At 73.8% G+C, this 23,860-nt stretch carries 19 protein-coding genes; 8 read left to right on the forward strand and 11 right to left on the reverse strand.

The features are described from left to right. Positions 1 to 11: 11 nt before the first annotated feature. On the reverse strand, positions 12 to 995 hold the full coding sequence (locus HCN08_RS05850) for an ABC transporter ATP-binding protein (protein ID WP_167981799.1): 984 nt from the start codon (positions 993 to 995) through the stop codon (positions 12 to 14). Between the two features lie 260 nt (positions 996 to 1,255). Between HCN08_RS05850 and HCN08_RS05855 the strand changes: the two genes are divergently transcribed. From HCN08_RS05855 to HCN08_RS05875, 5 genes are all read left to right on the forward strand, one after another. Next, complete coding sequence (locus tag HCN08_RS05855; protein WP_167982041.1) at positions 1,256 to 3,112, forward strand: SDR family oxidoreductase; 1,857 nt, start codon at positions 1,256 to 1,258, stop codon at positions 3,110 to 3,112. 226 nt (positions 3,113 to 3,338) lie between these two features. Continuing rightward, positions 3,339 to 4,211, forward strand: a complete 873-nt coding sequence (locus HCN08_RS05860) for a metal-dependent hydrolase (protein ID WP_167982042.1) — start codon at positions 3,339 to 3,341, stop codon at positions 4,209 to 4,211. Positions 4,212 to 4,267: 56 nt separating this feature from the next. Further along, positions 4,268 to 5,218, forward strand: a complete 951-nt coding sequence (locus HCN08_RS05865; protein ID WP_167981800.1) for a MerR family transcriptional regulator — start codon at positions 4,268 to 4,270, stop codon at positions 5,216 to 5,218. A gap of 59 nt (positions 5,219 to 5,277) precedes the next feature. Next, the gene (locus HCN08_RS05870) at positions 5,278 to 6,192 is read left to right on the forward strand and encodes a DUF72 domain-containing protein (protein WP_167981801.1); all 915 of its coding nucleotides are present in this window, start codon (positions 5,278 to 5,280) and stop codon (positions 6,190 to 6,192) included. Between the two features lie 47 nt (positions 6,193 to 6,239). After that, positions 6,240 to 9,095 (forward strand): PKD domain-containing protein, encoded by a 2,856-nt coding sequence (locus tag HCN08_RS05875; protein WP_167981802.1) that lies wholly within the window; start codon positions 6,240 to 6,242, stop codon positions 9,093 to 9,095. Positions 9,096 to 9,185: 90 nt separating this feature from the next. Here the strand turns inward: HCN08_RS05875 and HCN08_RS05880 are convergent, their stop codons facing one another. The 5 genes from HCN08_RS05880 to HCN08_RS05900 all read right to left on the reverse strand — a co-directional run bounded on the left by HCN08_RS05880 (position 9,186) and on the right by HCN08_RS05900 (position 13,655). Continuing rightward, positions 9,186 to 9,698: an SIMPL domain-containing protein gene (locus HCN08_RS05880; RefSeq protein ID WP_240969839.1), complete on the reverse strand. Its 513-nt coding sequence runs from the start codon at positions 9,696 to 9,698 to the stop codon at positions 9,186 to 9,188. A gap of 481 nt (positions 9,699 to 10,179) precedes the next feature. Continuing rightward, the gene (locus tag HCN08_RS05885; protein ID WP_167981804.1) at positions 10,180 to 11,211 is read right to left on the reverse strand and encodes a hypothetical protein; all 1,032 of its coding nucleotides are present in this window, start codon (positions 11,209 to 11,211) and stop codon (positions 10,180 to 10,182) included. After that, positions 11,208 to 12,680: a phenylacetate--CoA ligase family protein gene (locus tag HCN08_RS05890; protein WP_167981805.1), complete on the reverse strand. Its 1,473-nt coding sequence runs from the start codon at positions 12,678 to 12,680 to the stop codon at positions 11,208 to 11,210. Before HCN08_RS05890 ends, HCN08_RS05885 begins: the two co-directional genes overlap by 4 nt. 328 nt (positions 12,681 to 13,008) lie before the next feature. After that, the gene (locus HCN08_RS05895; protein ID WP_167981806.1) at positions 13,009 to 13,410 is read right to left on the reverse strand and encodes a PIN domain-containing protein; all 402 of its coding nucleotides are present in this window, start codon (positions 13,408 to 13,410) and stop codon (positions 13,009 to 13,011) included. After that, on the reverse strand, positions 13,407 to 13,655 hold the full coding sequence (locus HCN08_RS05900; RefSeq protein ID WP_167981807.1) for a type II toxin-antitoxin system CcdA family antitoxin: 249 nt from the start codon (positions 13,653 to 13,655) through the stop codon (positions 13,407 to 13,409). Before HCN08_RS05900 ends, HCN08_RS05895 begins: the two co-directional genes overlap by 4 nt. A 93-nt stretch (positions 13,656 to 13,748) precedes the next feature. Here HCN08_RS05900 and HCN08_RS05905 point away from each other — a divergent pair, with 93 nt between their 5' ends. The 3 genes from HCN08_RS05905 (at position 13,749) to HCN08_RS05915 (ending at position 16,521) form a co-directional block, all read left to right on the forward strand. After that, positions 13,749 to 14,648: an LLM class flavin-dependent oxidoreductase gene (locus HCN08_RS05905; RefSeq protein ID WP_167981808.1), complete on the forward strand. Its 900-nt coding sequence runs from the start codon at positions 13,749 to 13,751 to the stop codon at positions 14,646 to 14,648. Between the two features lie 139 nt (positions 14,649 to 14,787). Continuing rightward, a complete protein-coding gene (locus HCN08_RS05910) occupies positions 14,788 to 15,612 on the forward strand; it encodes an SDR family oxidoreductase (protein WP_167981809.1) in 825 nt (274 codons plus the stop codon). 135 nt (positions 15,613 to 15,747) lie between these two features. After that, a complete protein-coding gene (locus tag HCN08_RS05915) occupies positions 15,748 to 16,521 on the forward strand; it encodes a VOC family protein (protein ID WP_167981810.1) in 774 nt (257 codons plus the stop codon). A gap of 76 nt (positions 16,522 to 16,597) precedes the next feature. On the opposite strand, the gene HCN08_RS05920 is transcribed toward HCN08_RS05915, so the two are convergent. The 5 genes from HCN08_RS05920 to cydB form a co-directional block, all read right to left on the reverse strand. Continuing rightward, complete coding sequence (locus HCN08_RS05920; protein ID WP_167981811.1) at positions 16,598 to 17,521, reverse strand: HAD-IIB family hydrolase; 924 nt, start codon at positions 17,519 to 17,521, stop codon at positions 16,598 to 16,600. A gap of 118 nt (positions 17,522 to 17,639) precedes the next feature. After that, complete coding sequence (locus HCN08_RS34715) at positions 17,640 to 18,275, reverse strand: DUF6344 domain-containing protein (protein ID WP_206318504.1); 636 nt, start codon at positions 18,273 to 18,275, stop codon at positions 17,640 to 17,642. Between the two features lie 138 nt (positions 18,276 to 18,413). Beyond that, the gene (locus HCN08_RS05930; protein WP_167981812.1) at positions 18,414 to 18,704 is read right to left on the reverse strand and encodes a DUF3303 family protein; all 291 of its coding nucleotides are present in this window, start codon (positions 18,702 to 18,704) and stop codon (positions 18,414 to 18,416) included. Positions 18,705 to 18,882: 178 nt separating this feature from the next. Further along, complete coding sequence (gene cydD, locus HCN08_RS05935; RefSeq protein ID WP_206318411.1) at positions 18,883 to 22,581, reverse strand: thiol reductant ABC exporter subunit CydD; 3,699 nt, start codon at positions 22,579 to 22,581, stop codon at positions 18,883 to 18,885. A 178-nt stretch (positions 22,582 to 22,759) separates the two neighbouring features. After that, positions 22,760 to 23,851, reverse strand: coding sequence for a cytochrome d ubiquinol oxidase subunit II (gene cydB, locus HCN08_RS05940; protein ID WP_167981813.1), 1,092 nt, complete (start codon positions 23,849 to 23,851; stop codon positions 22,760 to 22,762). Positions 23,852 to 23,860 lie beyond the last annotated feature (9 nt).

The raw sequence follows: 23,860 nt of genomic DNA on the forward strand, positions 1-23,860 counted from the left end.
GCGTGGCGGTGTCAGGCTGCGTCACGGCCGTCTCCTTCCGTTGCGTGGGCGGTTTCCCCCGCGGGGGCTGACGCGTCGTCGATGAACAGTTCGGCTATGCGGTGCCGGCGCTGCTCCATGCGCACCAGGCCGACGCCGAGGCCGGCCACCGCGTCGCGCACGGTGTCGTACGTCTCGTCGCCGGCGATGTCGACCAGCAGCAGGTGCCCGTTGGCCTGCGCCGTCAGGCCGGCGCCGGTCAGCAGCGCGAGCAGCTCGCCTTCCCGGTCGGTGACCTCGACGGCGAGGGAGGCGGTGGTCTGCGTGAAGTCGCTGGTGGAGGAGGCGCGCAGCAGCTTGCCGCCGTCGATGACGACGATGTGGTCGCTGGTGCGCTCCAGCTCGCCGAGCAGGTGGGAGGTGACGAGGACCGAGATGCCGAAGTCGGTGTGCACGCGGCGGATCAGGCCGAGCATCTCGTCCCGGCCGGCCGGGTCGAGCCCGTTGGTCGGCTCGTCGAGCAGCACCAGCTTCGGGTCGTGCACGAGCGCCTGGGCGAGCTTGACGCGCTGTTTCATGCCCGTCGAGTAGCCGCCCATCGGGCGGTACCGCTCTTCGTAGAGCCCGACGTGCCGGAGCGTGTCGGCGGTGCGCTCGCGCGCGGCGGACGGCGGCAGGCCCGACATCCTGGCCATGTGCACGACGAACTCGGTCGCCGAGACGTCCGGCGGCAGGCAGTCGTGCTCGGGCATGTAGCCGACCAGGCCGCGGATACGCGGGCCCTCGGTGGCCACGTCGAGTCCGAGCACGGCGGCACGACCCTCCGTCGCCGGGGACAGGCCCAGCAGGATCTTGATCAGGGTCGATTTCCCGGCTCCGTTGGCCCCCACCAGCCCGGTCACACCGGGGGCGACGGCCACGGACAGCCGGTCGAGAGCGGTCACGCTCGGATACCGCTTGCTCAGGCTTTCGGTGGCGATCACAGTCACGGAAACGACCGTAGTGGCCCGCGCCACAGCCCCGCGTCCCCCCAGCGGCCGGAATCCGGTAGTCCTGTGGGCTGACTCTCCCGTAGGGGTCGCCAACCTCGGGCTGCCGCCATGTGGGGGACAGCGGGCTTTCCCCCGATTTTCCGGGGGTTACCGCGGTTATCCACAGGCTGGAGGTGGGCCTTGACCATCCCATCCGTCGATGTCACATTGATTGATGTCAGCGACCGCGAGCGGCGGTCGGAGGTCGGCTGTGGGCGGTTCCGGCGAGGGGGCGGGTGAGCGCGATGAGCGGTACGGGCGGGGCGGGCGCGACGGGCGGGACGGGCGCGGACGAGAGGTTCGTGACGGGCGCGGACGGGGTGCGGCTGTGCGTGGCCGAGTCCGGCGACGCCGGGCGGCCGACGGTCGTGCTGCTGCACGGCTATCCGGACAGCAAGGAGGTGTGGGGGCCGGTCGCGGCGCTGCTGGCCGACCGCTTCCATGTCGTCCTCTATGACGTACGCGGGCACGGGCGCTCCTCGGCTCCCGCGCGGCTGCGCGGCGGCTTCACGCTGGAGAAGCTGACCCGGGATTTCCTGGCGGTCGCCGACGCGGTGAGCCCGGACCGGCCGGTGCACCTGGTCGGCCACGACTGGGGGTCGGTGCAGGGCTGGGAGTTCGCCACCGTGCCCGCGACGGAGGGCAGGATCGCCTCCTTCACATCCGTGTCCGGCCCCTGCCTGGACCACTTCGGCCACTGGATCAGACGCCGGGTGCGCCGCCCCACCCCGCGCCGGGCCGCGCAGGTGCTCGGCCAGGGCGTGAAGTCCTGGTACGTCTACGCGCTGCACACCCCGGTGCTGCCCGAGCTGGCCTGGCGCGGTCCGCTGGGCCGGCAGTGGCCGAAACTCCTCGCGCGCGCGGAGAAGCTGCCCTTCGACGGCTACCCGACGCCGTCGCTGCCGCGGGACGCCGCGCACGGCGCCTGGCTCTACCGCGACAACGTGCGGCAGCGCCTCGGCCACCCGCGTGAGGACGCGTACGCGCACGTGCCCGTACAGCTCGTCACCCCGACCGAGGACGCTTTTCTGTCCGAGCGGCTCTACGACGACCTGGAGCACTGGGCGCCCCGGCTGACCCGGCGCACGGTGCCCGCCAAGCACTGGGTGCCGCGCTCCCGGCCGCAGCACATGGCCGACTGGATCACGGAGTTCGTCACCGCGGTGGAGGCCGGCGGCGCGGGCGAGGTGACGGCGGGCGGGCAGGCGAAGGCCGGACGGGGGCCGGGTTCCGGGGAGCCGGCGCGGTCCGCGCTGGGCAGGCGGCTGCCGGCCGCGCGGGAGCGGTTCGCCGGCCAGGTGGTGGTGGTCACGGGCGCGGCGAGCGGGATCGGCCGGGCGACGGCGCTGGCCTTCGCCGAGGCCGGGGCGCGGGTGGTGGCCGTGGACCGAGACGCGCCGGGTGCGGCCCGCACCGCAGAGCTGGCCCGTGCGGCGGGGGCGGCCGGTGCCTGGGCGGAGGTCGTCGACGTGTCGGACGCGGCGGCGATGGAGGAGCTGGCGGCCGGTGTCCGGGAGCGGTACGGCGTGCCGGACGTCGTGGTCAACAACGCCGGTATCGGCCTGGCCGGCCGCTTCCTGGACACCTCGCCGGAGGACTGGAAGCAGGTGCTGGACGTCAATGTGTGGGGGGTCATCCACGGTTGCCGGCTCTTCGGGCGCCAGATGGCCGAGCGCGGCGAGGGCGGGCACATCGTCAACACCGCGTCGGCGGCGGCGTTCCTGCCGTCCCGCACCCTGCCCGCGTACAGCACGTCGAAGGCCGCGGTGCTGATGCTGAGCGAATGCCTCAGGGCGGAGCTGGCCCCGCTCGGCATCGGGGTGAGCGCGATCTGCCCCGGCCCGGTGAACACCCCGATCACCGGCAGCGCCCGGCATCTCGGCGTGACGTCGCAGGAGCAGGAGCGCCGCCGCGCCAGGACGGCGAGGTTCTACCGGATGCGCAACTACCCGCCGCAGAAGGTCGCCCGTGCGGTCGTCACGGCGGTGCTGCGGGACACCGCGGTCGTGCCGGTCATGCCGGAGGTCCGTGCCGTCCGGCTGCTGACCCGGCTGGCGCCGGGCGTGACGCGGACCCTCGCGCGTATCGACCCGCCGCTGTGAACCGCCCGCGGCGCCGTCCCCGTACCGACGGCGTACCGACGCCGTGCCGCCCGCGCGGCACCGACCGCCCGCACGACCCGCCGCCGGGAGCACCGGCGGCCACCGGCAAGGAGGCCGTCTCGTGAGTCAGCCACGTCAGCACCCGGGTCAGCCCGGTCGGCCCAGCCGACCCGGTCAGCCCGGTCAGCCCGGTCAGCCCGGTCAGCCCGGTCACTCCGGTCGGCCGATCAGACCGCGGCGGGTCGCGTTCGACTGGAAGCGGACGCCGCTGCACTGGATTCCGGGCGAGCCGACTGCGACGCATGTCATCAACGTGCTGCATCTGCTGCTGCCGGCCGGCGAGCGGTGGTTCGTCAAGGTGTTCAAGGAGGCGCTGCCGCTGGTGACCGACGAGCAGCTGCTCAGGGACGTCAAGGGCTTCATGGGCCAGGAGGCCACGCACAGTGTGCAGCACGCGTACGTCCTGGAGCATCTGGCGGAGCAGGATCTCGACACGGCCGCGTACACCCGGCACGTGGAGTGGATGTTCGACGTACTGCTCGGTGAACGGCCGCCGTGGGGGATACCGATACCGCGGCGCGAGTGGCTGCGCTTCCGGCTGTCGCTGATCGCGGCGATCGAGCACTTCACGGCGGTGCTGGGCGACTGGGTCCTGGACGCCGACGCGCTGGACGGCGCGGCGGCCGACGAGGTCATGCTGGACCTGCTGCGCTGGCACGGGGCGGAGGAGGTCGAGCACCGGGCGGTCGCGTTCGACATGTACCAGCACACCGGCGGGCGGGGCGCGGTGCGCTACCTGCGGCGGGTGGAGGGGATGGCGCTGGCCTGGCCGACGCTGTTCTACCTGTGGACGGCCGGGGCGCGCTATCTGCTGCGGCACGATCCGGCGCTGCCCGGGGGCCGGTACCGCTTCCGGGACCACCGGGCAGCGGCCCGCCGCGGGCTGCTGCCGTCGTGGGCGTCGCTGAACGCCGCGATGCCGCGCTATCTGCGCGGGTCGTACCATCCGTCGCAGGAGGGCTCGCTGCGCAAGGCGGCGGACTATCTGGCCGTCTCCCCCGCGGCCAGGGCCGCCGGCGGCGCGGCGGCGGCCTCCTGACGGCGCGGCGGAGGCGTGCGCGCGGGTGAGAGCGACGAGCGAGTGAGGGCCGGCAGGTGAGCACCGACACCGACGCAAGCCAGGGTGCGTACCGGATCGAGGACCTGTCCCGGCTCACCGGGACGACGGTCCGCACGATCCGTGCGTACACCGACCGCGGGCTGCTGCCGAAGCCGGAGCGGCGCGGGCGGGCCAACGTCTACGGCGACACGCATCTGGAGCGGCTGCGGCAGATCGCCGATCTGCTGGAGCGCGGCTACACGCTGGCCAGCATCAAGGAGCTGCTGGCCGCGTGGGACGCGGGCACCGGGCTCGGCGGTGTGCTGGGCCTGGTCGGCGAGGTGGACCGGCCGTGGTCGGACGAGGAGCCGGTGCGGATCGGGCTGCCCGAGCTCATGGCGGCGTTCGGCGGGGTCGACGACCCGTCGGCGGTGCAGGAGGCGCTGCGGCTGGGGGTGCTGGAGCCGGTGCCGGGCCGGGACGACGAGTTCACCGTGCCGAGCCCGCAGGAGCTGGCCGTCGCGGTGGAACTGCACGCGGCGGGCGTGCCGTTGAGCGCGATCACCGGCCATCTGCGGGAGCTGCGCGGCCAGGTGGAGCACATCTCGGAGCGCTTCCTGGAGTTCACCACGGAGTACGTCTTCCAGCGCTTCCTGCACCACCCGCCGACCGACACGGAGGCCGCCGAGGCCGCCGCCCTCGTCCGCCGGCTGCGCCCCCTCGCCCAGCAGACCGTCGACGCGGAGCTGGCCCGGGCGATGCGGCTGCGCGCCACCGCCCACATCCGCCGCCACCTCGGCGACTCCGTCCTCCCCCCGCGCCCCGCCGCCGAGCCGCCCGCCCCGGACACCGTCCCCCTCCCCCTGCCGGCGACCACCCTCGCCGCCGTCCGCGCCCTGGTCGGCCCGGCCCACGTCGCCGCTTTCGTGGCCGCGGCCACCGACCGCGAGATAGCCGCCCGCCGCATGGACGCCCTCGCCCGTCCGCCGGACCGGCAGCCGGACTGAGCGCGGGGCCGCCGATCCGCGGCCGGCGTCGGGCGTCCCGGGCGGGGAAAGCGGGCGGGATGGGAGAGATACGGGTCGGGACGTGCTCGTGGACGGACAAGGCGCTGGTGTCCAGCGGGTGGTATCCGGCGGGGAGGCGGGATGCCGAGGGCAGGCTGCGGTATTACGCCACGCGGTTCCCGGTCGCCGAAGTGGACTCCACCTACTACGGGTTGCCCAGCGCCCGCAACAGCGAGCTGTGGCGGGACCGCACGCCGGACGGCTTCCGCTTTGACGTCAAGGCGTTCTCGCTGCTGACCGGCCATCCGACGCGGCCGGCCGCGCTGCCGCCCGACCTGCGCCCGGCCCTCGCCGGCCGGAGCCCGGACGGCGGCACCGATCCCGGCCTGCTCGACGAGGTGTGGGCGCGGTTCAGCGGCGCGCTCGCACCGCTGCGCGAGGCCGGCCGCCTCGGCGCGGTGCTTTTCCAGTTCCCGCGGCGGCTCGCGCCGGGCAGGCCCGCCGAGGCGTTCCTGCGCCGAAGCCGTGAGCGGGCCGTCGGCTGGCCGGTGGCCGTGGAGTTCCGGCACCCGGGCTGGTGGCGCCCGGACCACGCCGCCACGACGGCCGCCCTGCTGACGGACCTTGACGCCACCGCCGTCGCCGTCGACATGGCGCAGGACCTCCCCGCGTCCATCCCCCCGACCGTACGGGTCACGTCCCCGCGCCTCGCGGTCGTCCGCTTCCACGGCCGCAGCGCGCACTGGGGCACCGGCAGCAAGAAGGACCGCTTCCGCCACACCTACACCCGCCAGGAGCTCGCCGAGTGGACCCCGCGCATCCGCGCCCTCTCCCACCAGGCGGCGCAGGTCCACGTCCTGTTCAACAACTGCTGCGCCACCGCCTCCGTCCACGCCGCCCAGACCATGCGCGACCTCCTGACCACCGAGAACCCGGAGCCGCCGCCCGCGGCGGCGGACGTTAACATCGCCTGAACTACGCCGCACCTCCGCACCACCCATACACAACCGAGGAAGACCACGTGCGCTCCAGGCGCCTTCCGATATCGCTCGTACCCCTGGCGCTGGTCGCAGGCACCTTCTGCCTGGCCCCGCCCACCGACGCGTCGGCCGACGCCGGCACGCTGTATGTGAACGACCGGCTGCTCACCTGCTCCGACACCGCCGAGAACCGCGGCACGCAGGCCCGCCCGTTCTGCTCGATCCAGCCCGCCGTGGACGCGGCGCAGCCCGGGCAGACCGTCGAAGTCGCCCCGGGCGTCAGCTACAAAGGCCCGATCGTGCTGCACCGGTCGGGAGAGCCGGGTCAGCCGATCACCCTCGAAGGCAACGTCAGCCGCGCCGTCACCGGTGCCTACCCGGTGGTGGAGAGCACCACCGCGACCGGGCTGACGGCCGATCATGTGCACGACGTGGTCGTCCGAGGGCTGGCCTTCAGGGGATACCGCCAGGGCGCGGTACTGACCGACTCCAGCGCGGTCACCCTCGACAACAACATGTTCGACGCGACGACGACGGCGACGAGCGGGTACACGCCGACGGACAGCGGCATCACGCTCGAAGGCGCCTCGGCGGACGTCACCCTCTCCCGTAACCTGGTCCGCTTCCACCCCGCGGCGGGCATCTCCGTGGGCCCGGGCGTGACCGGAACGATCGTCACCACGAACGTCGTCGAGGACAACGGCGGCCACGGGATCGTCGCCACCGACGCACCGGACACCGCGGTGACCGGCAACACCGTGAGCCTCAACTGCGGGAGCGGGCTCGTACTCGACGGGTCCTCGTCGCACGCGGCCGTCGAGAACAACATCGTCGCCGGCGACGACCTGCTCAAAGCCGGCAGCGCGACCGCACCGGCCTGCACCGACCAGGACCAGCCGGAAGTCTCCGTCTCCGCCGGGTCGGCCGCCGGATCGACCCTCGGCTACAACATCGTCCACCCGCGCGGGACGGCGCAGCCGTACTCCTGGGCGGGCACGCCGTACGCCGACGCCGCGAGCCTGCTCGCCCGCACGGGCCAGGGCGGGCACGAGCTGAACACCGATCCCGGCACCAGGCTGCTGCCCCCCGCCGATCAGTCCCCGGCGATCGACTCGGCGGACGCCGGCGCGATCGGCGAGCTGAGCACCGACTTCCAGGGCCGCCCCCGGGTCGACGATCCGTTGGTCGGCAACAGCGGCACGGGCGACGGCGGCTATGCCGACCGGGGCGCCTACGAGGTCCAGGACCCGTTCAATGTCAGCCTGGCCGGCGACGTCAGGGCCGCGCCCACCCTGGCGGCGTTCACCTTCACGGCGCAGGTGAACAACCCCTGGAACGACACCGTCTCCTACCGCTTCGACTTCGGTGACGGCAGCGCCGCGCAGCCCGCCGCCACCCCCACCGCGCAGCACGCCTACCAGGCGACCGGGACGTACACGGTGACGGTGACGGCCACGACGACGTCCGGTGTCAGCCGCTCCGCGACGACGCAGGTCACCGTCAACCCGCCCGGGCCGTTGACCCCCTACCTCGGGGTGGAGTCCGGCATCACGGGCGAGCCGCTGCACGTCCGGGCGACCTTCGACGGCCGCACCGACCCCTGGCCGGTCACGGCGGGGACGCTCGACTTCGGTGACGGAACCGCGCCGACCGCAGGCTCCGGCGTCCTCCAGCACGACTACGACAAGCCCGGTACGTACACCGTCGTCGGCACGCTGAGCGACGCCGGCGGCCGGACGGCCACGGTCAGCAAGCAGGTCAGCGTCGGCGGGCAGTTCGTTCCGGTCACGAAGACCCGGATCCTGGACACCCGGTCCGGTACCGGCGCGCCCAAGGCCGCGCTGTCCGCCGGGCACGTCCTGGCGCTGCAGGTCACCGGCAGGGGCGGTGTCCCCCGCGACGGGACCACGGCCGTGGTCCTCAACGTCACCGAGACCGCTGCCACGAACGCCGGGAACGTCATCGTCTACCCCGGAGGGGCGGGCACGGCTCCGGCCACCTCCAACCTCAACTACAAGGCCGGGCAGACGACCCAGAACCTGGTCACCGTCCCGCTCGGCCCGGACGGAACGGTGAACCTGGTCGACTCGGCGGGCTCGGCCGACCTGCTCGCCGACGTCCAGGGCTACTACACCACCGACGGCACCACGCCCGGCGCGGGCTACCTCGACGTCCTCACCCCGGTCCGGGTCCTCGACACCCGCTCCGGCGCGGCCAAGGCCACGGTGGGCCCGGGCAAGACGCTCACCCTCGACCTGTCGAAGAACGTCAGCGCCGAGTCCGCCGTGCTGCTGCACGTCACGGCGACCGGCGCGACCGGCAACACGTACGTCAGCACGTACACCACCGGCAGCGCACGGCCGGACGTCTCCGACCTCAACGTCGGCGCCGGTGAGACCGTCTCCAACCTGGTGGCCGTCCGGCCGGACAGCCACCACCGGGTGACCTTCTTCAACCACGCCGGCAGCACCGACCTGGTGGTGGACCTGGTGGGCGTGTTCGGCGCCGACGTCGCCGGTGACGCCTCGTACGTCGCGCTCGCGCCCCACCGGGTGCTCGACACCCGCTACGGGACGGGCGCGCCGGCCGCGAAGGCCGGTCCGGGCGGCACGCTCACGGTCAAGGTCACCGGGCAGGGCGGGGTGCCGGCCGGCGCCGCCGCCGTGCTGGTCAACCTCACCGGCACCGGCGCGAGCGCCAACACCTACGTGACGGCGTACATGCCCGGCTCGGACCGGCCCGTCGCCTCCAGCCTCAACGTGACGCCGGGAGCGACCGTGCCGAACCTGACGCTGGTACGGGTCAGCCAGGCCGGCTACATCACCCTCTACAACCACGCCGGAACCCTCGACCTCATCGCCGACATCGAGGGCTTCTACACCCCCTCCGCCTTCTGACCCGCCCCCCGTCCCACCCGCCGAAGCCCCGCCCGGCCAGTTCCGGGACGGGGCTTCGGCCATCCGCGGCCCCGCAGGGCGGGCAAGGCCCTACGAGGCCGCGATCGCGAACCCCAGCACCACGGCGGCCGAGACCACCACGGAACCAGGAGCAAGGTCCGCCTCGGTGACGCTGCCGGCGTCGCTGTGGCTGCGGTAGCGGCCCGCCCCGACGCTCTCGGGATCGACATCCTCGACGTGGACGACCTGGCCCAGCCCGACCCCGGCTGCCGCGGCGTAGAGCTCGGCCTTCGCCCTTGCGACGCGAACGGCCTTCTCCCGGGCCTGCGACCGCAGTTCCGGTTTGCTGCGGACGTCGAAGTCGACACCCTCCACCTGGTTCGCCCCCGCCTCGACCGCGGCGACCAGAAACGGCTCAAGGGCATCGAGGTCGCGGCACTCGATGGCGAATGCCGCACGGCAGCGATAGCCCAGGAACACGCGGTCCGTCCCGTACCCGTTCCACGCGGTTTGCATGTCGAGCCTTGAGGCTGACACCTGGGCGTCCCGGACACCGTGGATCCGGACTGTTTCGCGCAGGCTGGTTGGCCCGCGCCGGCGCATGTGAGCTGCGACCGGACGGTCGTTCGATGTACGGTCCGTGCACGTGTCGCGGTGCCGCCTCGACAACTTGGACAGGGCCTCGCTGTCCAGCACAAGAGTGCCGCTCACGCAGCGCCCGCCGGGGAGGCGTCACCCCGGTGCGCGGCATGGTGTGCGCGGATTCTTTCAGCCCGGGCCGCCACCTCGGCCTGGTCGATGGGCCCGTGCTCAGCCGCGTACTCCGCGATGTGGTCGTCGACGGCCTCACGCTGGAGCTGACGCCGCACGGCTTACTCGATGTACGACGAAACGCCCTGCCTGCCGGCGCGCGAGCGAATCGCCTCCAGGGTCTCGGCGCGCAGCGAGACGCTTCCGGGACGGGCCCTGGTTCAGGGCGGTGCCGACGGTGACCGCTGCCGTCGCCGGCACGGAGCGGATCAGGCGGGGGTCCAGGTGCCGCAGGGGGAAGCTCGCGCGGGACGGACACACGGCCCAGCGGGCCTCACACCTGGCGGACCACGTACGGAACGGCCGTGGTCCGCGTACCGGCGTTCCGGCGGGCGAGGCCCGGGGAGTCGCCGGTGCCGACGACGCGGCCGTCGCGCACCGCGAGCCAGGTGCCCGCCGGCAGCCCTTCGGGAACGGCGAGGGCCAGCGCCGCCCCGGCCTGGCTCTCCGGCTCCGGGGATTCGCGGCGGGAGGCCGGTGGAGCGGCGCCGTCGCGCCAGGCGACGACGGTCCGCTCGCCACCCGTGCGCCGCGACCACACGATGTGCTGCGCCACGATCAGCGGGCCGAGAGCGGTCAGCAGCGGGAAACCGGACGACAGCGCACCGGCGGCGAACAGCGCGCTGATCGCGCTGGTCACCACCACGGCGACCACGCCCGCCAGGATCGCGGCCGTCCGCCCGTACGCCTTCGCAGCCACGAGGGGGAACAGGACGAGCAGCAGCAGGTCCCCGAGGCCGACCGCCACCGGTGCGTGGCCGCCGGTCAGCGCGAGAAGCGGGGCGAACGGTCGCCCCCGCACCTGGGTGACGAAGTGCTCGGTGACCTGCGTCAGCGTGGTCGCCACCAGGTCGTAGCAGGTCAGCACCCCGGCGAGCGCAGCCACATGGGCCGAACGCATACCGCTCTGCACCCAGAGATTGGTCACGCCCACCACAGCGACGGCGAGCAGTACATCGGTGCAGGCACGTACGCCGGCATCGCTGCCGCTGAGGGTGAAGGCGACGGTGACGCCCGTCGCCGCGAGGGCCAGGCACCACGCCCACAGGTTCGGGAGGACGGGCGCCAGGGTGAACTGCACGGCCAGGCAGAGCACCAGGCCGAAAAGGGCGGAGTCGGCGGCGCCCGGCAGGTGGGCGTAGATCAGCGGAGCCAGCACGACGCCCACGCACAGCACCGCGATGTCGGCGGGTACGTAGACGCCCACCGGTGGCCTGGGCATACGCACCCGGGCCAGGTACACCCCGGCTCCGGCCACGAGCAGCGCCACGCAGCAACTCAGCGCGACCAGCGCGATTCCGCTCATGCGCCGCTGCCCGCCCGTGCGGCGGCGGGCACGCGGACGGACTCGAAACTCCGTTCGTGGAGGTCCGCGCGCAGCGGCCCGGTCGGCGGCATGAGCGAACGGTCGTCGTGCAGGACGATGCCCGCCAGGGGCAGTCCCGCTTCCGCGGCCCGCTGTTCCAGGGCACCCTGCAGACCGGGCGCGGGCAAGGAGCGGACCAGGACGTGCAGCAGGACCGTTCCGTCCGGTTCCTCGGTCAGCGTGTACCGCGCGGGCAGCGGCACCTCCGGCTCCGCCTCGATCAGATCGAGGACGCTCGCGGTCGGCACGATGGCGCTGAGCGGGCCCGACCAGCGGCCCAGGACGGGGGAGGTGGCCGGCAGGTGCGCCCACTCGCAGGTCGGATCCTCGGACGGCAGCCGGACCAGGTCGCCCGTGGCGTACCGCAGCAGGAGGGTGCACTCCCGATACGGCACGTAGGGGGTGTGCACCATGGTGCCGACGTCTCCCGGCTGCGTCGGCTCCCAGGTCTGGGGGTCGAGCACCTCCAGGTGCCCGAACTCGGTGGTGTGGTGCAGATGCCCCTGCGAGCAGGGGGTGCCGCCGGACGGCAGCGTCTCCGTCATCAGGTAGGAGGTGGTCACCGGGGCGCCGAGCACGGCCTCGGCCCGCCGGCGCAGCGGGTCCGACAGCACCTCGCCGCCCACGGCGATGCTCTCAAGACCGAAGTCGGCGGGTCGCCATCCGCCCTGCTCGGCCGCCTCGACCAGTGCCGAGAGGTAGGACGCGGACGAGCTGACATGGGTGATCTGCGGCGCCTTGCCGGGCAGTCCCAGCGGGGCGGCCAGCCGGTCCAGCGCGAGCGAGGCGTCGATCGTCCCGAACTGGACGAACGAGGCGCCGACCCGCGTGATCGACTCCTCGGTGTTCAGGAGCGGGAGAGTGGCCCGCGAGCAGCCCGCGTAGGCCACGGTGTGCCGCGGGCGCAGGCCCAGGGTCAGGGCCGCGGAGATGGTGCTCAGGGCGATCGTCATCTCCAACTCGGCACGCGAGAACCAGACCGTGGTGGGCGTGCCGCTGGTCCCGGTGGTCAGCGCCATGAGGGCGGGCGAGGCGGCTGCCGAGACGAAAGCCGCGGGCATGCCGCGCAGGGCCTTCTTCTCAGTGATGGGCACCTGCGCCCAGGTGTCGACGTCGAGTCCGGCGGGGTCGATGTCCAGGCCGCGGAAGACCCGCCGGTAGTAGGCGGTGTGCCGGGCGGCGGCCCGTGCGGTGGCCCGTAGGCTCCTGCGGGTGATGGTGCGCCGCACCTCGGGATCGACCTGTCCGGCCTGGCCGGGGAGCAGGGACGAGTCGGCGCCCGGCTCGCCGAACTCGGCGAGGGTGGCGACCATGTCGCGCGCGATCCGTTCGAGGTCCTGCGGCCTGATCCTGCGGTTGAGCAGGATCGCGGCACCGTAGCGGAGCTGGCTCACGGCTGTGCCGAACACGAGGCCTCCTGGAGCCTGGGCCGAAGATGCTCCCCCGGCCCAGGCCGGGACCGCACCTGGTCAGGAAACGTGGACGAACATGGCGGCGGTCAACGTGCTCAGGGCGTACTTGAGGTAGTGCTTGACCATGGTCGAACCTCCCTCCTGCGACGCCGGCACATCAGGCCGCACGCCGCCTTTGATCGGCTCCCCCGGCCATCCGACCGGTGAGCAGCCGCAGTTTAAGGAACCGAACGGGACGACGGATAGAGCTGACGTAATTTCATATAGTCGGCCCTGAAGGTGGGTTGCCGTGCCGATTGCAGGCCGCGGCGGACGCTTCTGCCACTCAGAGGCCGATGAGCCCGATCCGCTTGTCGCACAGGCGGGCCATGTCGTCGATGTCCGACGTCAGGAGGACCACGGGACCGGGCTGCCGCAGCGCCACCTCCGCGACGGTCGCGTCGATGGCGTACTTGTGACCGTGCAGGCCGGCCGTCTTGAGCAGCCGCGCCGCGTCCTTGGCGGTTTGCTCGGTGACCGGCTCCACCTTGACCCGGGACAGCGTCCACTGGAGTCGCGGCATGTTCACGCGCGAATGGCTGACCTCCACGATGGTGTTCGCGCTGATGATCAAGTCCGCGCCCATCTCGTGGAACACCTTCAGCAGGCCGAGGACCTTCCGGTCCTGGGCGACCCAGGCGGACAGGCCCTCGCTGTCCAGGACCACGGATTCGATGTGCTGCCTCACGCGGCGCTCGCGCCGCCCGTGGTTTCCGTCGCCCCCGCGATACGCGCCCGGGCCTCGGCCAGCTCCTCTTCGCTGAAGGAGCCGTGCTCGTCCTCGTAGCTCCGCAGGTCGGCCCCGAGCAGTTGGTGTCTGATCTGACGGGCGACCGCCTCGGCCACGTAGCCGGAGACGTTGTCCGTGAGTTTCTTCAGCTCCGCCACCTGCTCGGTCGGCAGCGTGACCGTGATCCGGGTCGTGTCAGCCATAGGGGCGAGCATACTGCAGTATGCACGCACTGGTCTACTCCTCGGCTCCCGGGTGCGAGGGACGTCCAGGCGCTGGGCCGTATGGTCGTCCCTATGCGACTGAGCACCGTGATCCTGCCGATCTACCGCTGGCACGAGCATGGGCGGGAGGTGTGGCGGCGGGCGGAGGAGCTGGGATTCCACGCGGCCTATACGTACGACCATCTGTCGTGGCGGACTTTCCGGGACGGGCCGTGGTTCGGGGCGGTGCCGACGTTGACCGCCGCTGCCGCCGTCACCGAGCGGATCAGGCTGGGGACGCTCGTGACGTCGCCGAACTTCAGGCATCCGGTCACGCTCGCGAAGGACCTCATGACGTTGGACGACGTCTCCGGGGGGCGGGTCGTGATGGGGGTCGGGGCCGGGGGGACGGGGTTCGACGCGACGGTGCTGGGGCAGGAGGCGTGGACGCCGCGGGAGCGGGCCTCGCGGTTCGGGGAGTTCGTGGGGCTGCTGGACCGGCTGCTCACGCAGGGCTCGGTCACCGAGCGGGGCACCTACTACGCCGCCGAGGAGGCGCGGAACATCCCCGGGTGCGTGCAGCGGCCCCGGCTGCCGTTCGCGATCGCGGCGACCGGGCCGCGCGGGCTCGCGCTCGCCGCGCGGTACGGGCAGGCGTGGGTGACCACCGGGGACGACTCGCTCTACGCCGAGGGCACGCCCGAGCAGTCGCGCGCCGCGATCCGCGGGCAGGTCGAGCGGCTCGGCGCGGCGTGCGAGGCCGCCGGGCGCGATCCCGGCGAGCTGGAGCGGATCCTCCTCACCGGCTTCACGCCCGACCGGAACACGCCGCTGGAATCGGTGGACGCCTTCGTCGACTTCGCCGGCCGGCACGCGGAGCTGGGCATCACCGAGATCGTGCTCCACCGCCCCATCCCGGACTCCGACTTCGCCGCCGACCTGGGCGTCTACGAGCGCATCGCCACGGAGGGGCTGGCGCAGCTCGGCGGGTGACGGGCGGGCGCGGCCGGCCGCCCCCGCGCCCGGCGTGCGCACCTCACCGCCGCGGGCCCCCAATACTTTCCCCTAGGTACCTACTATCCAGCCGATGCTAGCTTCGCCGGGTCAGCGAACGAACGACCCGGGAGTAAGCATGATCGTGGTGACCGGAGCCACCGGAAACGTCGGCCGCCAGGTGGTGGAAGGGCTGGTCGCGGCCGGCGAGGAGGTGGTCGGCGTCTCCCGCAACGCGCAGGCCGTCGCAGGCGGGCAGGCGCTCGTGCGTCATGTGCGCGGGGACCTCGCCGAGCCCGACGGGCTGCGGGGGGCCTTCGAAGGGGCCGACGCGCTCTTCCTGCTCGTCGCGGGGGACGCCCCGCACGCCGTGCTGGACGTCGCGAAGTCCGCCGGCGTGCGCCGGGTGGTGCTGCTGTCGTCGCAGGGCGCCGGCACCCGCCCCGCCGCGTATCCGCACCCGGCCGGCTTCGAGGCGGCGGTGCGCGGCTCGGGCCTGGAGTGGACGGTGCTGCGCCCGGGCGGGTTCGCCTCCAACGCCTTCGCCTGGGCCGAGCCCGTACGCACCCGGCGCACCGCCTTCGCGCCCTTCGGCGACGTCGCCATGCCCGTCGTCGACCCCGCGGACATCGCCGCCGCGGCCGTCGCGGTGCTGCGCGGGGACGGCCACGCCGGGCGGACGTACGTACTGACCGGGCCCGCCGCGATATCGCCGCGCGAGCAGGTGCGGGCGATCGGGGCGGCGCTCGGCGAGGACGTGGCCTTCATGGAGCTGAGCCGGGCCGAGGCCAGGGAGCGGATGGTGGCCTTCATGCCGGAGCAGGTCGCCGACGCGACCCTCGGCATCCTCGGCGACCCGCGGCCCGAGGAGCAGGCGGTGTCCCCCGACGTCGCGCGGCTGCTCCGCCGCCCGGCCGGCACGTTCGCGGACTGGGCCGCCCGGCACGTGGCGGCGTTCCGGTAGCGCGAGCGCCGGGCGTCGCCGAGGGTGGGAGGGGAGTGGTTCAGCGGAGGGGGCAGCCGTCCGGCCGACCGGTCGGGGCGGCGGCACGTCCACCGGGGCCGCGCACGGCACCCGGAGCAGCCAAGGAGGCGCCAGATGCCCGAAGTCACCGGCCCCTACGAGCCCGGCACGCCGTGCTGGATCGACATCATGCTGCCCGACCAGCAGGCGGGGCTCGACTTCTACCGTGACCTGTTCGGCTGGCAGGGCGAGATCGGGCCGGAGGAGTACGGCGGCTACTCGGTCTGCCGGCAGAAGGGCAAGCCGGTCGCGGGCCTGATGAAGACCATGGTCACCGAGGGCCAGCCGACCCCGCCGACCGCCTGGACGACCTACTTCTCCGTCACCGACGCCGACGCGACCGAGTCCGCGGTGGTCAACAACGGCGGTACGGTCATCATGCCGGCGACCGACGTCATGTCGCTGGGCCGGATGTTCGTCGCGGCCGACCCGTTCGGCGCGGTCTTCGGCGTGTGGCAGCCGAAGGACTTCAAGGGCGCGGAGATCGTCAACGAGCACGGCGCCCTGGTCTGGAACCAGCTGCGCACCCCCGACCCGGCCGCGGCCGGCGGCTTCTACTCGGCGGTGCTCGGGGTGACGGTGGGCCCGATGCCGGACATGCCCGAGCTCACCGGCATCCAGGTCAAGGGCCGCACGGTCGGCGGGGTCCAGGCCCTGGAGGACCTCGACGAGCCGTCGCACTGGGTGGTGAGCTTCGCCGTCGACGACGTCGACAGCGTCGTCGACGCGCTCGTACGCAAGGACGGCAGCGTGCTCGTGCCGCCGTTCGACATGGACAAGGTCGGGCGGATGGCCCTGGTGCAGGACCCGCAGGGCGCGGTCTTCTCCGTCGTCGCGCCCCGGCCGTGACGCCCGCCGGCCCACGCCGCTCACCCGTACGGCGGTAGGGCGGCACGGCATACGGCGGTACGGCGGGCAGGGCGGATCAGTTGCTGCGGGCCGCCACGATCCGCTCGATGACGCGCGCCACGCCGTCGTCCTCGTTCGCCGCCGTGCGGTGGGTGGTGGCGGCCAGGACGGCGGGGTGCGCGTTGGCCACCGCGTAGGACGTACCGGCCCAGCCGAGCATCGCCAGGTCGTTGGGCATGTCGCCGAAAGCGACGACCTCCGCCGCGCTCACCCCCCGTTCGGCGCAGCAGCGGGCCAGCGTGCTGGCCTTGCTCACGCCCGCGCCGCTGACCTCCAGCAGCGCGTAATCGCTCGACCGGGTGATCTCGCCGTAGCCGCCGGCGACGCGCAGCGCGGTCGCGAGGAAGGCGTCCGGGTCCATGGAGGGGTGCTTGGCCAGCAGCTTGAGCAGCGGAAAGCCGCGGTCCTGCGCGAGCAGCGCCTCGACCGGGGCCGCCGGAGCACCATCGGGCTCGACGGCGGCGTACGCGGGTTCGCGCCGGAAGATCTCGGCGCGCTCGACCGCGAAGGTGGTGCCGGGCAGCGCGGTACGCAGCGCGTGCACGACGGCGAGTGCGTTGTCCTCGGGCAGCGGGAAGGCCTCGATCAGCCGGTGGGCGCGCAGGTCGTAGACCGCCGCCCCGTTGGCCAGGATCGCTATCCCGTGACCTGCGAGGTGTTCGGCGACGACGCCCATCCACCGGGCGGGCCGCCCGGTGACGAAGAAGACCTCGACACCGGCCGCTTCCGCGGCGGCGAGCGCGGCGATCGTACGCGGCGACACGGTCCGGTCGTTGCGCAGCAACGTTCCGTCCAGGTCGGTGGCGATCAGCCGCGGTGAGGCTGTGGCGACGTCGTCGTGCTGGTGTGGCTGGGAGTGCGCTTCAGGAGCGTCCGAGGGTTCGGGGGAACCGGCGGACTTCTCTCCCGGGGCACCGATGGCTTGGGTCACACACCCCATCCTCCCGTATCCGCCGTGCGAGCCCCGCACAAAGGTGCGGACGGCTGCTCAGCAGAGCCGGATGCGGACCGGGGTCACGCGAAGCGGCGTGCCGCGGGGATGCGGCGAGCGCGGCGGCTCAGCCGCACAGCAGGGCGCGGTCGCGGCGGCGCGCGGCGGGGATGCGGACCTCGCCGCGGCCCGAGGTGGTCGCGGCGGTCGGGACGGCGAGGGCGCCGACGCAGCCGTCGGCCGGCACGGCCACGCTGCGGGCGCTGGGGGAGGCGCCGTGCGCTTCCGCGCTGATGCGCTGCTTCATCGTCGGCGGCAGCGAGCGGTCACGGCGCGACGACCGGGGCGAGGGCACGAAGGCGCTGCCGTACGAGGGGGCCGGCGGCGCGGCCGGACGCCGCTTCTTCTCCTCGCGGGCGGCGGACCTGGCGGCGGGCCTGGCGGTGGGCCGGGCCGAGCGCGGCTCCGGCACGGCTGCCGCTGCCGCCGATGCCGCTGCCTGCTGCGGTACGGCCGCGGTCCGCGCGGGTGCGGCGGCGCCTTGCGCCGGTACGGCGGCGTGCGGCGGTGGGAGCGCCCTGGTGCGGGCGGCCGGCGCGGCGGCGGGGGTCACGGCGGCGGGGGCAACGGTGGCGGACGCCGCGGTCGCGGCGGCGGCGCGGAGCCGGGCGGGGGCGGTGAAGCCGAGTCCGGCGATGCACGCGAGGAGCAGGTTCAGGAATGCGCCCCAGAAGGCGCTGACGCGGGAAGTGACGGCAGCCATGGCCTCTCTCGTTTCTTATCCATCGAGCTGACTAATCCGATGATGGGGAAACGAGCACGGTTTTGCCGGATCCGCACGTCGAGTTCGCCGATATTCAGACCAACGCCACCTGCCTGGCGTAATTCGCGCGTTTTTCGGTCAGCGGCCGAGGCTCGCGAGGCCCGTCTGCAGGTCGTCCATGGACATCACCGGCCGCAGATCGACCTTGGCGCCGGCGTGGAAGAAGGGTTCGAGCATGGGGGGCATCTGGGCGCTGTCCCGCATGTCGAAGACCATGTAGCAGCACCGGGCGCCCCCGGTGGCGGTGAAGTAGGCGGACTCCGGGCGCAGGGTCTCCGCCATTTCCTGCATCATCTTGGACATCGTGCCGTCGTCGACCGCTTGGTTCGCGGCCTCGGTGTCCATGGTCGCGGTCAGCAGCATCCGCATGGGGTGTCACCCTTTCGGCAGCGTGCGGCCGGCGAGCTGCGCGATTTGCGCGCACCGAAAACCCCGGTCGCGCCCTCCTTTTTCAGCGTCCTCCGGGCCGGTGCCGCCCGCAACCGCGTACCGGGCGGCGCCGCCGGGCCGCCCGCGGCGGGGGCGACCCGGCGGCCCGGCCGCGCGGTCAGGCCGCGACCGGCAGCGGGGCGGCGGCGCCGGTCGCGGCGAGCGCGTCGGCGAGCCGCTCGCGCTCCAGGGTGCGGCAGAAGGGCCCGTCCACCGCGGCGAGTTCGCGGTACGTGCCGCGCTGCACGACCCGCCCCGCGTCCAGCACCACGATCTCGTCGACGGCGTCCCCCGCGAGCCCGGCCAGCCGGTGCGTGATCAGCAGCGTCGTACGGGCATGGGCGCGGGTCGCGGCGAGCAGGTCGGCGGTGAGGGCGTCGGCGGTCTCGGTGTCCAGGTGCTCGGCGGGCTCGTCGAGCAGCAGCACCGGGAAGCCGGCGAGCAGCGCGCGGGCCAGCGCGAGCCGCTGGCGCATACCGCCCGAGAGCCGGGCGCCGTGCTCGCCGACCGCGGTGTCCAGGTCCAGGTCGAGCCGGGCGGCGGCGAGCGCGGCGCGCAGCGCGTCGTCATCGGCGCCGGGCCTGGCCAGCCGCAGGTTCTCCCGGACGGTGCTGTCGAAGACATGGGCGTCCTGCGCGCACAGCCCGACGAGCCGCCGGACGTCGTCGCCGTCGAGGCTGCCGGCGGGCACCCCGCCGAGGGTGTACGTGCCGGCCTCGGCGTCCAGGAACCGCAGCAGGACGTGCGCGAGCGTCGTCTTGCCGGCGCCCGACGGCCCGACCACCGCGACCCGGCGACCCTCGGTGAGGGTCACGCCAACGCTGTCCAGGGCGGCGGTCGTACGTCCCGGGTGCCGCGCGGTCACGCCGTCCAGCACCAGCGGGAAGGGCGAGGCGGGCGGCGCCGCGGGGTGCGCGGGCTCGCGTACCGGGAGCGGGGCGTCCAGCACCTCCCTCACCCGTTCGGCGGCACGGCGGCTGCGTTGCCGCTGCTGGGCGGCGAGCGGCAGGCCGGTGACGGCCTCGAACGCGGCGAGCGGCGCCAGCAGCAGGACGGCGAGCGTCACGCCGGGCAGTTCGTGCGCGGCCACCGCCCGCACCCCGAGCCAGCCGCACGCGGTCACCGTCAGCCCGCTGACCAGCGTCGTCAGCCCGGCCCCGAGCGCGGTGACCGCGGCGGACCCGGCGGCGACCGAGGTGAGCGTACGGTCGGCGTCCGCGGCCCGGGCCCGCCGCCGGTCCAGCGCGCCGGCGACCGTCAGCTCGGCGGTGCCGGTGAACAGCGCCAGCACCCGGGCCGACAGCTCCCCGCGGGCGGGGGCGAGCCGCGCCTCGGTACGCCCGGCCACCGCCGCGGCGAGCGCCGGCACCGCGACACCGGCGACCAGCAGCCCGGCCGCGAGCGCGACGCCGGCGGCGGGCAGCAGCCAGCCGGCGAAGGCCGCGGACGTCACGACGACGAGCCCGGCGGTGATCGCGGGCTGCAACCAGCGCAGGTAATGGTCCTGGACGGCGTCGACGTCGGCGACCAGCCGCGACAGCAGGTCCCCGCGCTGCCGCTCCCGCAGCCCCGCGGGCGCCAGCCGCTCCAGCCGCCGGAAGACGGCGACCCGCACCCCGGCGAGCGCCCGGAAGACGGCGTCGTGCGCCACCAGCCGCTCCCCGTAACGGAACGCCGCCCGGCCGATCCCGAAGGCCCGCGTCGCGGTGACCGCCACCATCAGATACAGCACCGGCGGCTGCTGCGCCGCCCGGCTGATCAGCCACCCCGAGGTCCCCATCAGCCCCACAGCCGAAAGCAACGCAAGCGCCCCGAGCCCACAGGCCCCGGCAAACCGCCCCCGAAACCCCCGCGCCCGCGCCATGGGCAGCAGCCCGCCGCGGGACACCAGGCCCTCGCCATGCTCACGGCCACCGGCCCCGGCACGCACCACGGCGTTCGCAACCGCCCGCCCCCGAGCACCCGGCGCCCCCCGTCCCGCCGGGACAGCCCCGGCACCGTCGCTCGTATTCGCCTCCGCATCGCCGCCGGCGGCAGCCCGTACGGAAACGGTCAGCACCTCCCGCCCCGCCGCAAGAGCCCCGGCACCGCGCCGGCCCGCGTCTTCGGCGAGCCCCGCGGGCTTCGCTGCCGGCGCGGCTCCGCTCATCGCCCCCGCGGCAGCGGCCTGCTCACCCGCCGGAGGGGTCAGGTGCAGGACGCGGTCGGCCAAGGGGAGGAGGGCCGGGCGGTGGGCGATGAGGAGGGTTGTGCGGGCGCGGGTCAGGGTGCGCAGGGTGGCGATGAGGGAGTCCTCCGTGTCGCCGTCCAGGTTGGCGGTGGGCTCGTCGAGGAGGAGCAGGGGGCGGTCGGCGAGGAAGGCGCGGGCCAGGGCGATGCGCTGGCGCTGGCCGGCCGAGAGGCCGGCGCCGTCCTCGCCGACGCGGTCGCCCGGGGCGGCGAAGCCGAGCACGCCCGCCGCGGCGAGCGCGGCCTCCACCTCGGCGGCGGTGGCGTCGGGCCGGACCAGCCGGACGTTCTCCGCGACCGTGCCGGCGAACAGGTGCGGGCGCTGCGGCACCCAGGCGATCTGCCGGTGCCAGGACGCCGGCTCGACCGTACGCAGGTCCGCGACCCGCCCGTCCGCGGCCTCGACGGTGATACGGCCCTGCGCCGCAGGGGCGAACCCCAGCAGCGCGCTGAGCAGCGTGGACTTGCCGACGCCGCTCGGCCCGGTCACCGCCAGCGTCTCGCCCGGCGCGAGCGTGAACGACGTCGCCGCCAGCGCGCCCTCCTCACGTACCGCCAGGCCCTCGACCCGCAGGGTCGCCCCCCGCAGGTCGGGCGCCGCAGCGGTGCCGGGCTCGACGGCGGGGCGGGCCTCAAGGACCTCGAAGACCTGCTCCGCCGCCGCCAGCCCCTCCGCCGCCGCGTGGTACTGCGCCCCGACCTGCCGCAGCGGCAGATACGCCTCGGGCGCCAGGATCAGCACCAGCAGCCCGGTGCGCAGCGACAGCTCACCGTGCACGAGCCGCATGCCGATGTCGACGGCCACCAGCGCGACCGAGATGGTCGCCAGCAGCTCCAGCACGAAGGACGACAGGAAGGCGATCCGCAGCGTCCGCAGCGTCGCCCGGCGGTAGTCGCCGGTGATGGCCCGGATGTTCTCGGCCTGCGCCTTGGCCCGCCCGAAGACCTTGAGCGTGGGCAGCCCGGCGACGACATCCAGGAAGTGCCCGGACAGCCGGCCGAGCAGCCGCCACTGCCGGTCCATCCGGTCCCGGGTGGCCCAGCCGACCAGCACCATGAACAGCGGGATCAGCGGCAGCGTCACCACGATGGTGACCGCCGAGATCCAGTCCGCGAACAGGATGCGGGCCAGCACCACCGCGGGCACGACCGCGGCGAGCCCCAGCTGCGGCAGGTAGCGCGCGAAGTAGTCGTCCAGCGCGTCGACACCGCGGGTCGCCAGCGTGGTCAGCTCACCACTGCGCCGCCCGGTCAGCCAGGCCGGCCCCAGCTCCGTCGCCTTGGCCAGCAGCTTGTTGCGCAGCTGTGAGGTGACGGCGGCGCCGGCGCGGTGCGCGCACAGCTCGGTCAGCCAGGCCACCAGCGCCCGGCCCACCGACACCGCCACCAGCCCCAGCAGGTCACCACGCAGTTGCCCGGCGCCCCGGCCGTGCTGGAAGCCGCCCACGACCAGGTCGGCGATCAGCGTCGCCTGCGCCACGATCAGCCCGGCGCCCACCAGCCCCAGCACGACCGTCCCGGCGAGGAAGACCCGGGTGGTGCGCGCATACCGCAGAAGTCGCGGATCGACCGGTTTCACGTGGAACATCCCCTTCCACCGCGAATGTGTTTCACGTGGAACATCCCGCCGGCGCTCTGCCGGCCACGGACGCCCACCGCCGCCTCACAAGCTCCGGCACCCCTCACCGGCACCCTCACCGGCCCTGGCACTGGCCCTGACCCTGGCACCAGCACTGGCATCAGCACCGGCACCGCCGAACCCCTCATCACCGCGCCTCGTCCGCCGCCGAGGAGCCCTCCGCCCGCGCCGCCGGCAACGCCACCGCACCGGCCGCCGCACCGGCCACCGCCGGCTGCGGCAGCCCGCCCGCGATGTGCTGCGTCCCGATCCGCTTGCGGAACACCCAGTACGTCCACCCCTGATACAGCAGCACCAGCGGTGTCGCGATCCCCGCGCACCACGTCATGATCTTCAGCGTGTACGGCGTCGCCGACGCGTTCGTGACGGTCAGGCTCCACGCGCTGTCCAGCGACGACGGCATCACGTCCGGGAAGAGGCTCAGGAAGAGCAGCGCGACCGCCGAGGCGATCGTCACCCCGGAGAAGGCGAACGACCAGCCCTCGCGCCCCGCCGCGTTCGCGCCCAGCGCCAGCAGCAGCGCCACGACGGCCACGACCAGCGCGACCAGGCTGCGCCCGTTGCCGCTGGCGACCTGCGTCCACACCAGGAACGCCACCGCCAGCACCGCCGCGAGCGCCCCGACGCCCGCCGCGAAGGCCCGCGACCGCTGCCGGATCGGGCCGACCGTCTTGAGCGAGGCGAAGACCGCGCCGTGGAAGGTGAAGAGCGTGAGCGTCACCAGCCCGCCGAGCAGCGCATACGGGGTGAGCAGGTCCCAGAAGCCGCCCACGTACTCCTTGTGCGCGTCGATCTTCACGCCGTGCGTGATGTCGGCGAAGGCGACGCCCCACAGGAAGGCCGGCAGCAGCGAGGTCCAGAAGATCGCATGCTCCCAGTTGCGCTGCCAGCGCTCGTCCGGCCGCTTGGCGCGGTATTCGAAGGCGACCCCGCGCACGATCAGGCACACCAGGATGATCAGCAGCGGCAGGTAGAAGCCCGAGAAGAGGGTCGCGTACCAGTCGGGGAAGGCGGCGAAGGTCGCGCCGCCCGCGCTGAGCAGCCACACCTCGTTGCCGTCCCAGACCGGGCCGATCGTGTTGATCAGCACCCGCCGCTCGGTACGGTCGCGCGCCACCAGCTTGGTCAGCACGCCGATCCCGAAGTCGAAGCCCTCCAGGAAGAAGTAGCCGGTCCACAGAACGGCGATCAGGACGAACCAGACGTCGTGCAGATGCATGATCTCTCC

Source organism: Actinacidiphila epipremni (assembly GCF_012034175.1).
In the GTDB taxonomy this organism is placed as follows: domain Bacteria; phylum Actinomycetota; class Actinomycetes; order Streptomycetales; family Streptomycetaceae; genus Actinacidiphila; species Actinacidiphila epipremni.

Excerpts from the sequence above, each read along its gene's own strand:
- HCN08_RS05855 (WP_167982041.1), top strand. The coding sequence starts at position 1,256 with ATGAGCGGTACGGGCGGGGCGGGCGCGACGGGCGGGACGGGCGCGGAC.
- HCN08_RS05870 (WP_167981801.1), top strand. The coding sequence starts at position 5,278 with ATGGGAGAGATACGGGTCGGGACGTGCTCGTGGACGGACAAGGCGCTG.
- HCN08_RS05880 (WP_240969839.1), bottom strand. The coding sequence starts at position 9,698 with ATGCGCCGGCGCGGGCCAACCAGCCTGCGCGAAACAGTCCGGATCCAC.
- HCN08_RS05885 (WP_167981804.1), bottom strand. The coding sequence starts at position 11,211 with ATGAGCGGAATCGCGCTGGTCGCGCTGAGTTGCTGCGTGGCGCTGCTC.
- HCN08_RS05900 (WP_167981807.1), bottom strand. The coding sequence starts at position 13,655 with ATGGCTGACACGACCCGGATCACGGTCACGCTGCCGACCGAGCAGGTG.
- HCN08_RS05905 (WP_167981808.1), top strand. The coding sequence starts at position 13,749 with ATGCGACTGAGCACCGTGATCCTGCCGATCTACCGCTGGCACGAGCAT.
- HCN08_RS05910 (WP_167981809.1), top strand. The coding sequence starts at position 14,788 with ATGATCGTGGTGACCGGAGCCACCGGAAACGTCGGCCGCCAGGTGGTG.
- HCN08_RS05915 (WP_167981810.1), top strand. The coding sequence starts at position 15,748 with ATGCCCGAAGTCACCGGCCCCTACGAGCCCGGCACGCCGTGCTGGATC.
- HCN08_RS05920 (WP_167981811.1), bottom strand. The coding sequence starts at position 17,521 with ATGGGGTGTGTGACCCAAGCCATCGGTGCCCCGGGAGAGAAGTCCGCC.
- HCN08_RS34715 (WP_206318504.1), bottom strand. The coding sequence starts at position 18,275 with ATGGCTGCCGTCACTTCCCGCGTCAGCGCCTTCTGGGGCGCATTCCTG.
- HCN08_RS05930 (WP_167981812.1), bottom strand. The coding sequence starts at position 18,704 with ATGCGGATGCTGCTGACCGCGACCATGGACACCGAGGCCGCGAACCAA.
- cydD (WP_206318411.1), bottom strand. The coding sequence starts at position 22,581 with ATGTTCCACGTGAAACCGGTCGATCCGCGACTTCTGCGGTATGCGCGC.
- cydB (WP_167981813.1), bottom strand. The coding sequence starts at position 23,851 with ATGCATCTGCACGACGTCTGGTTCGTCCTGATCGCCGTTCTGTGGACC.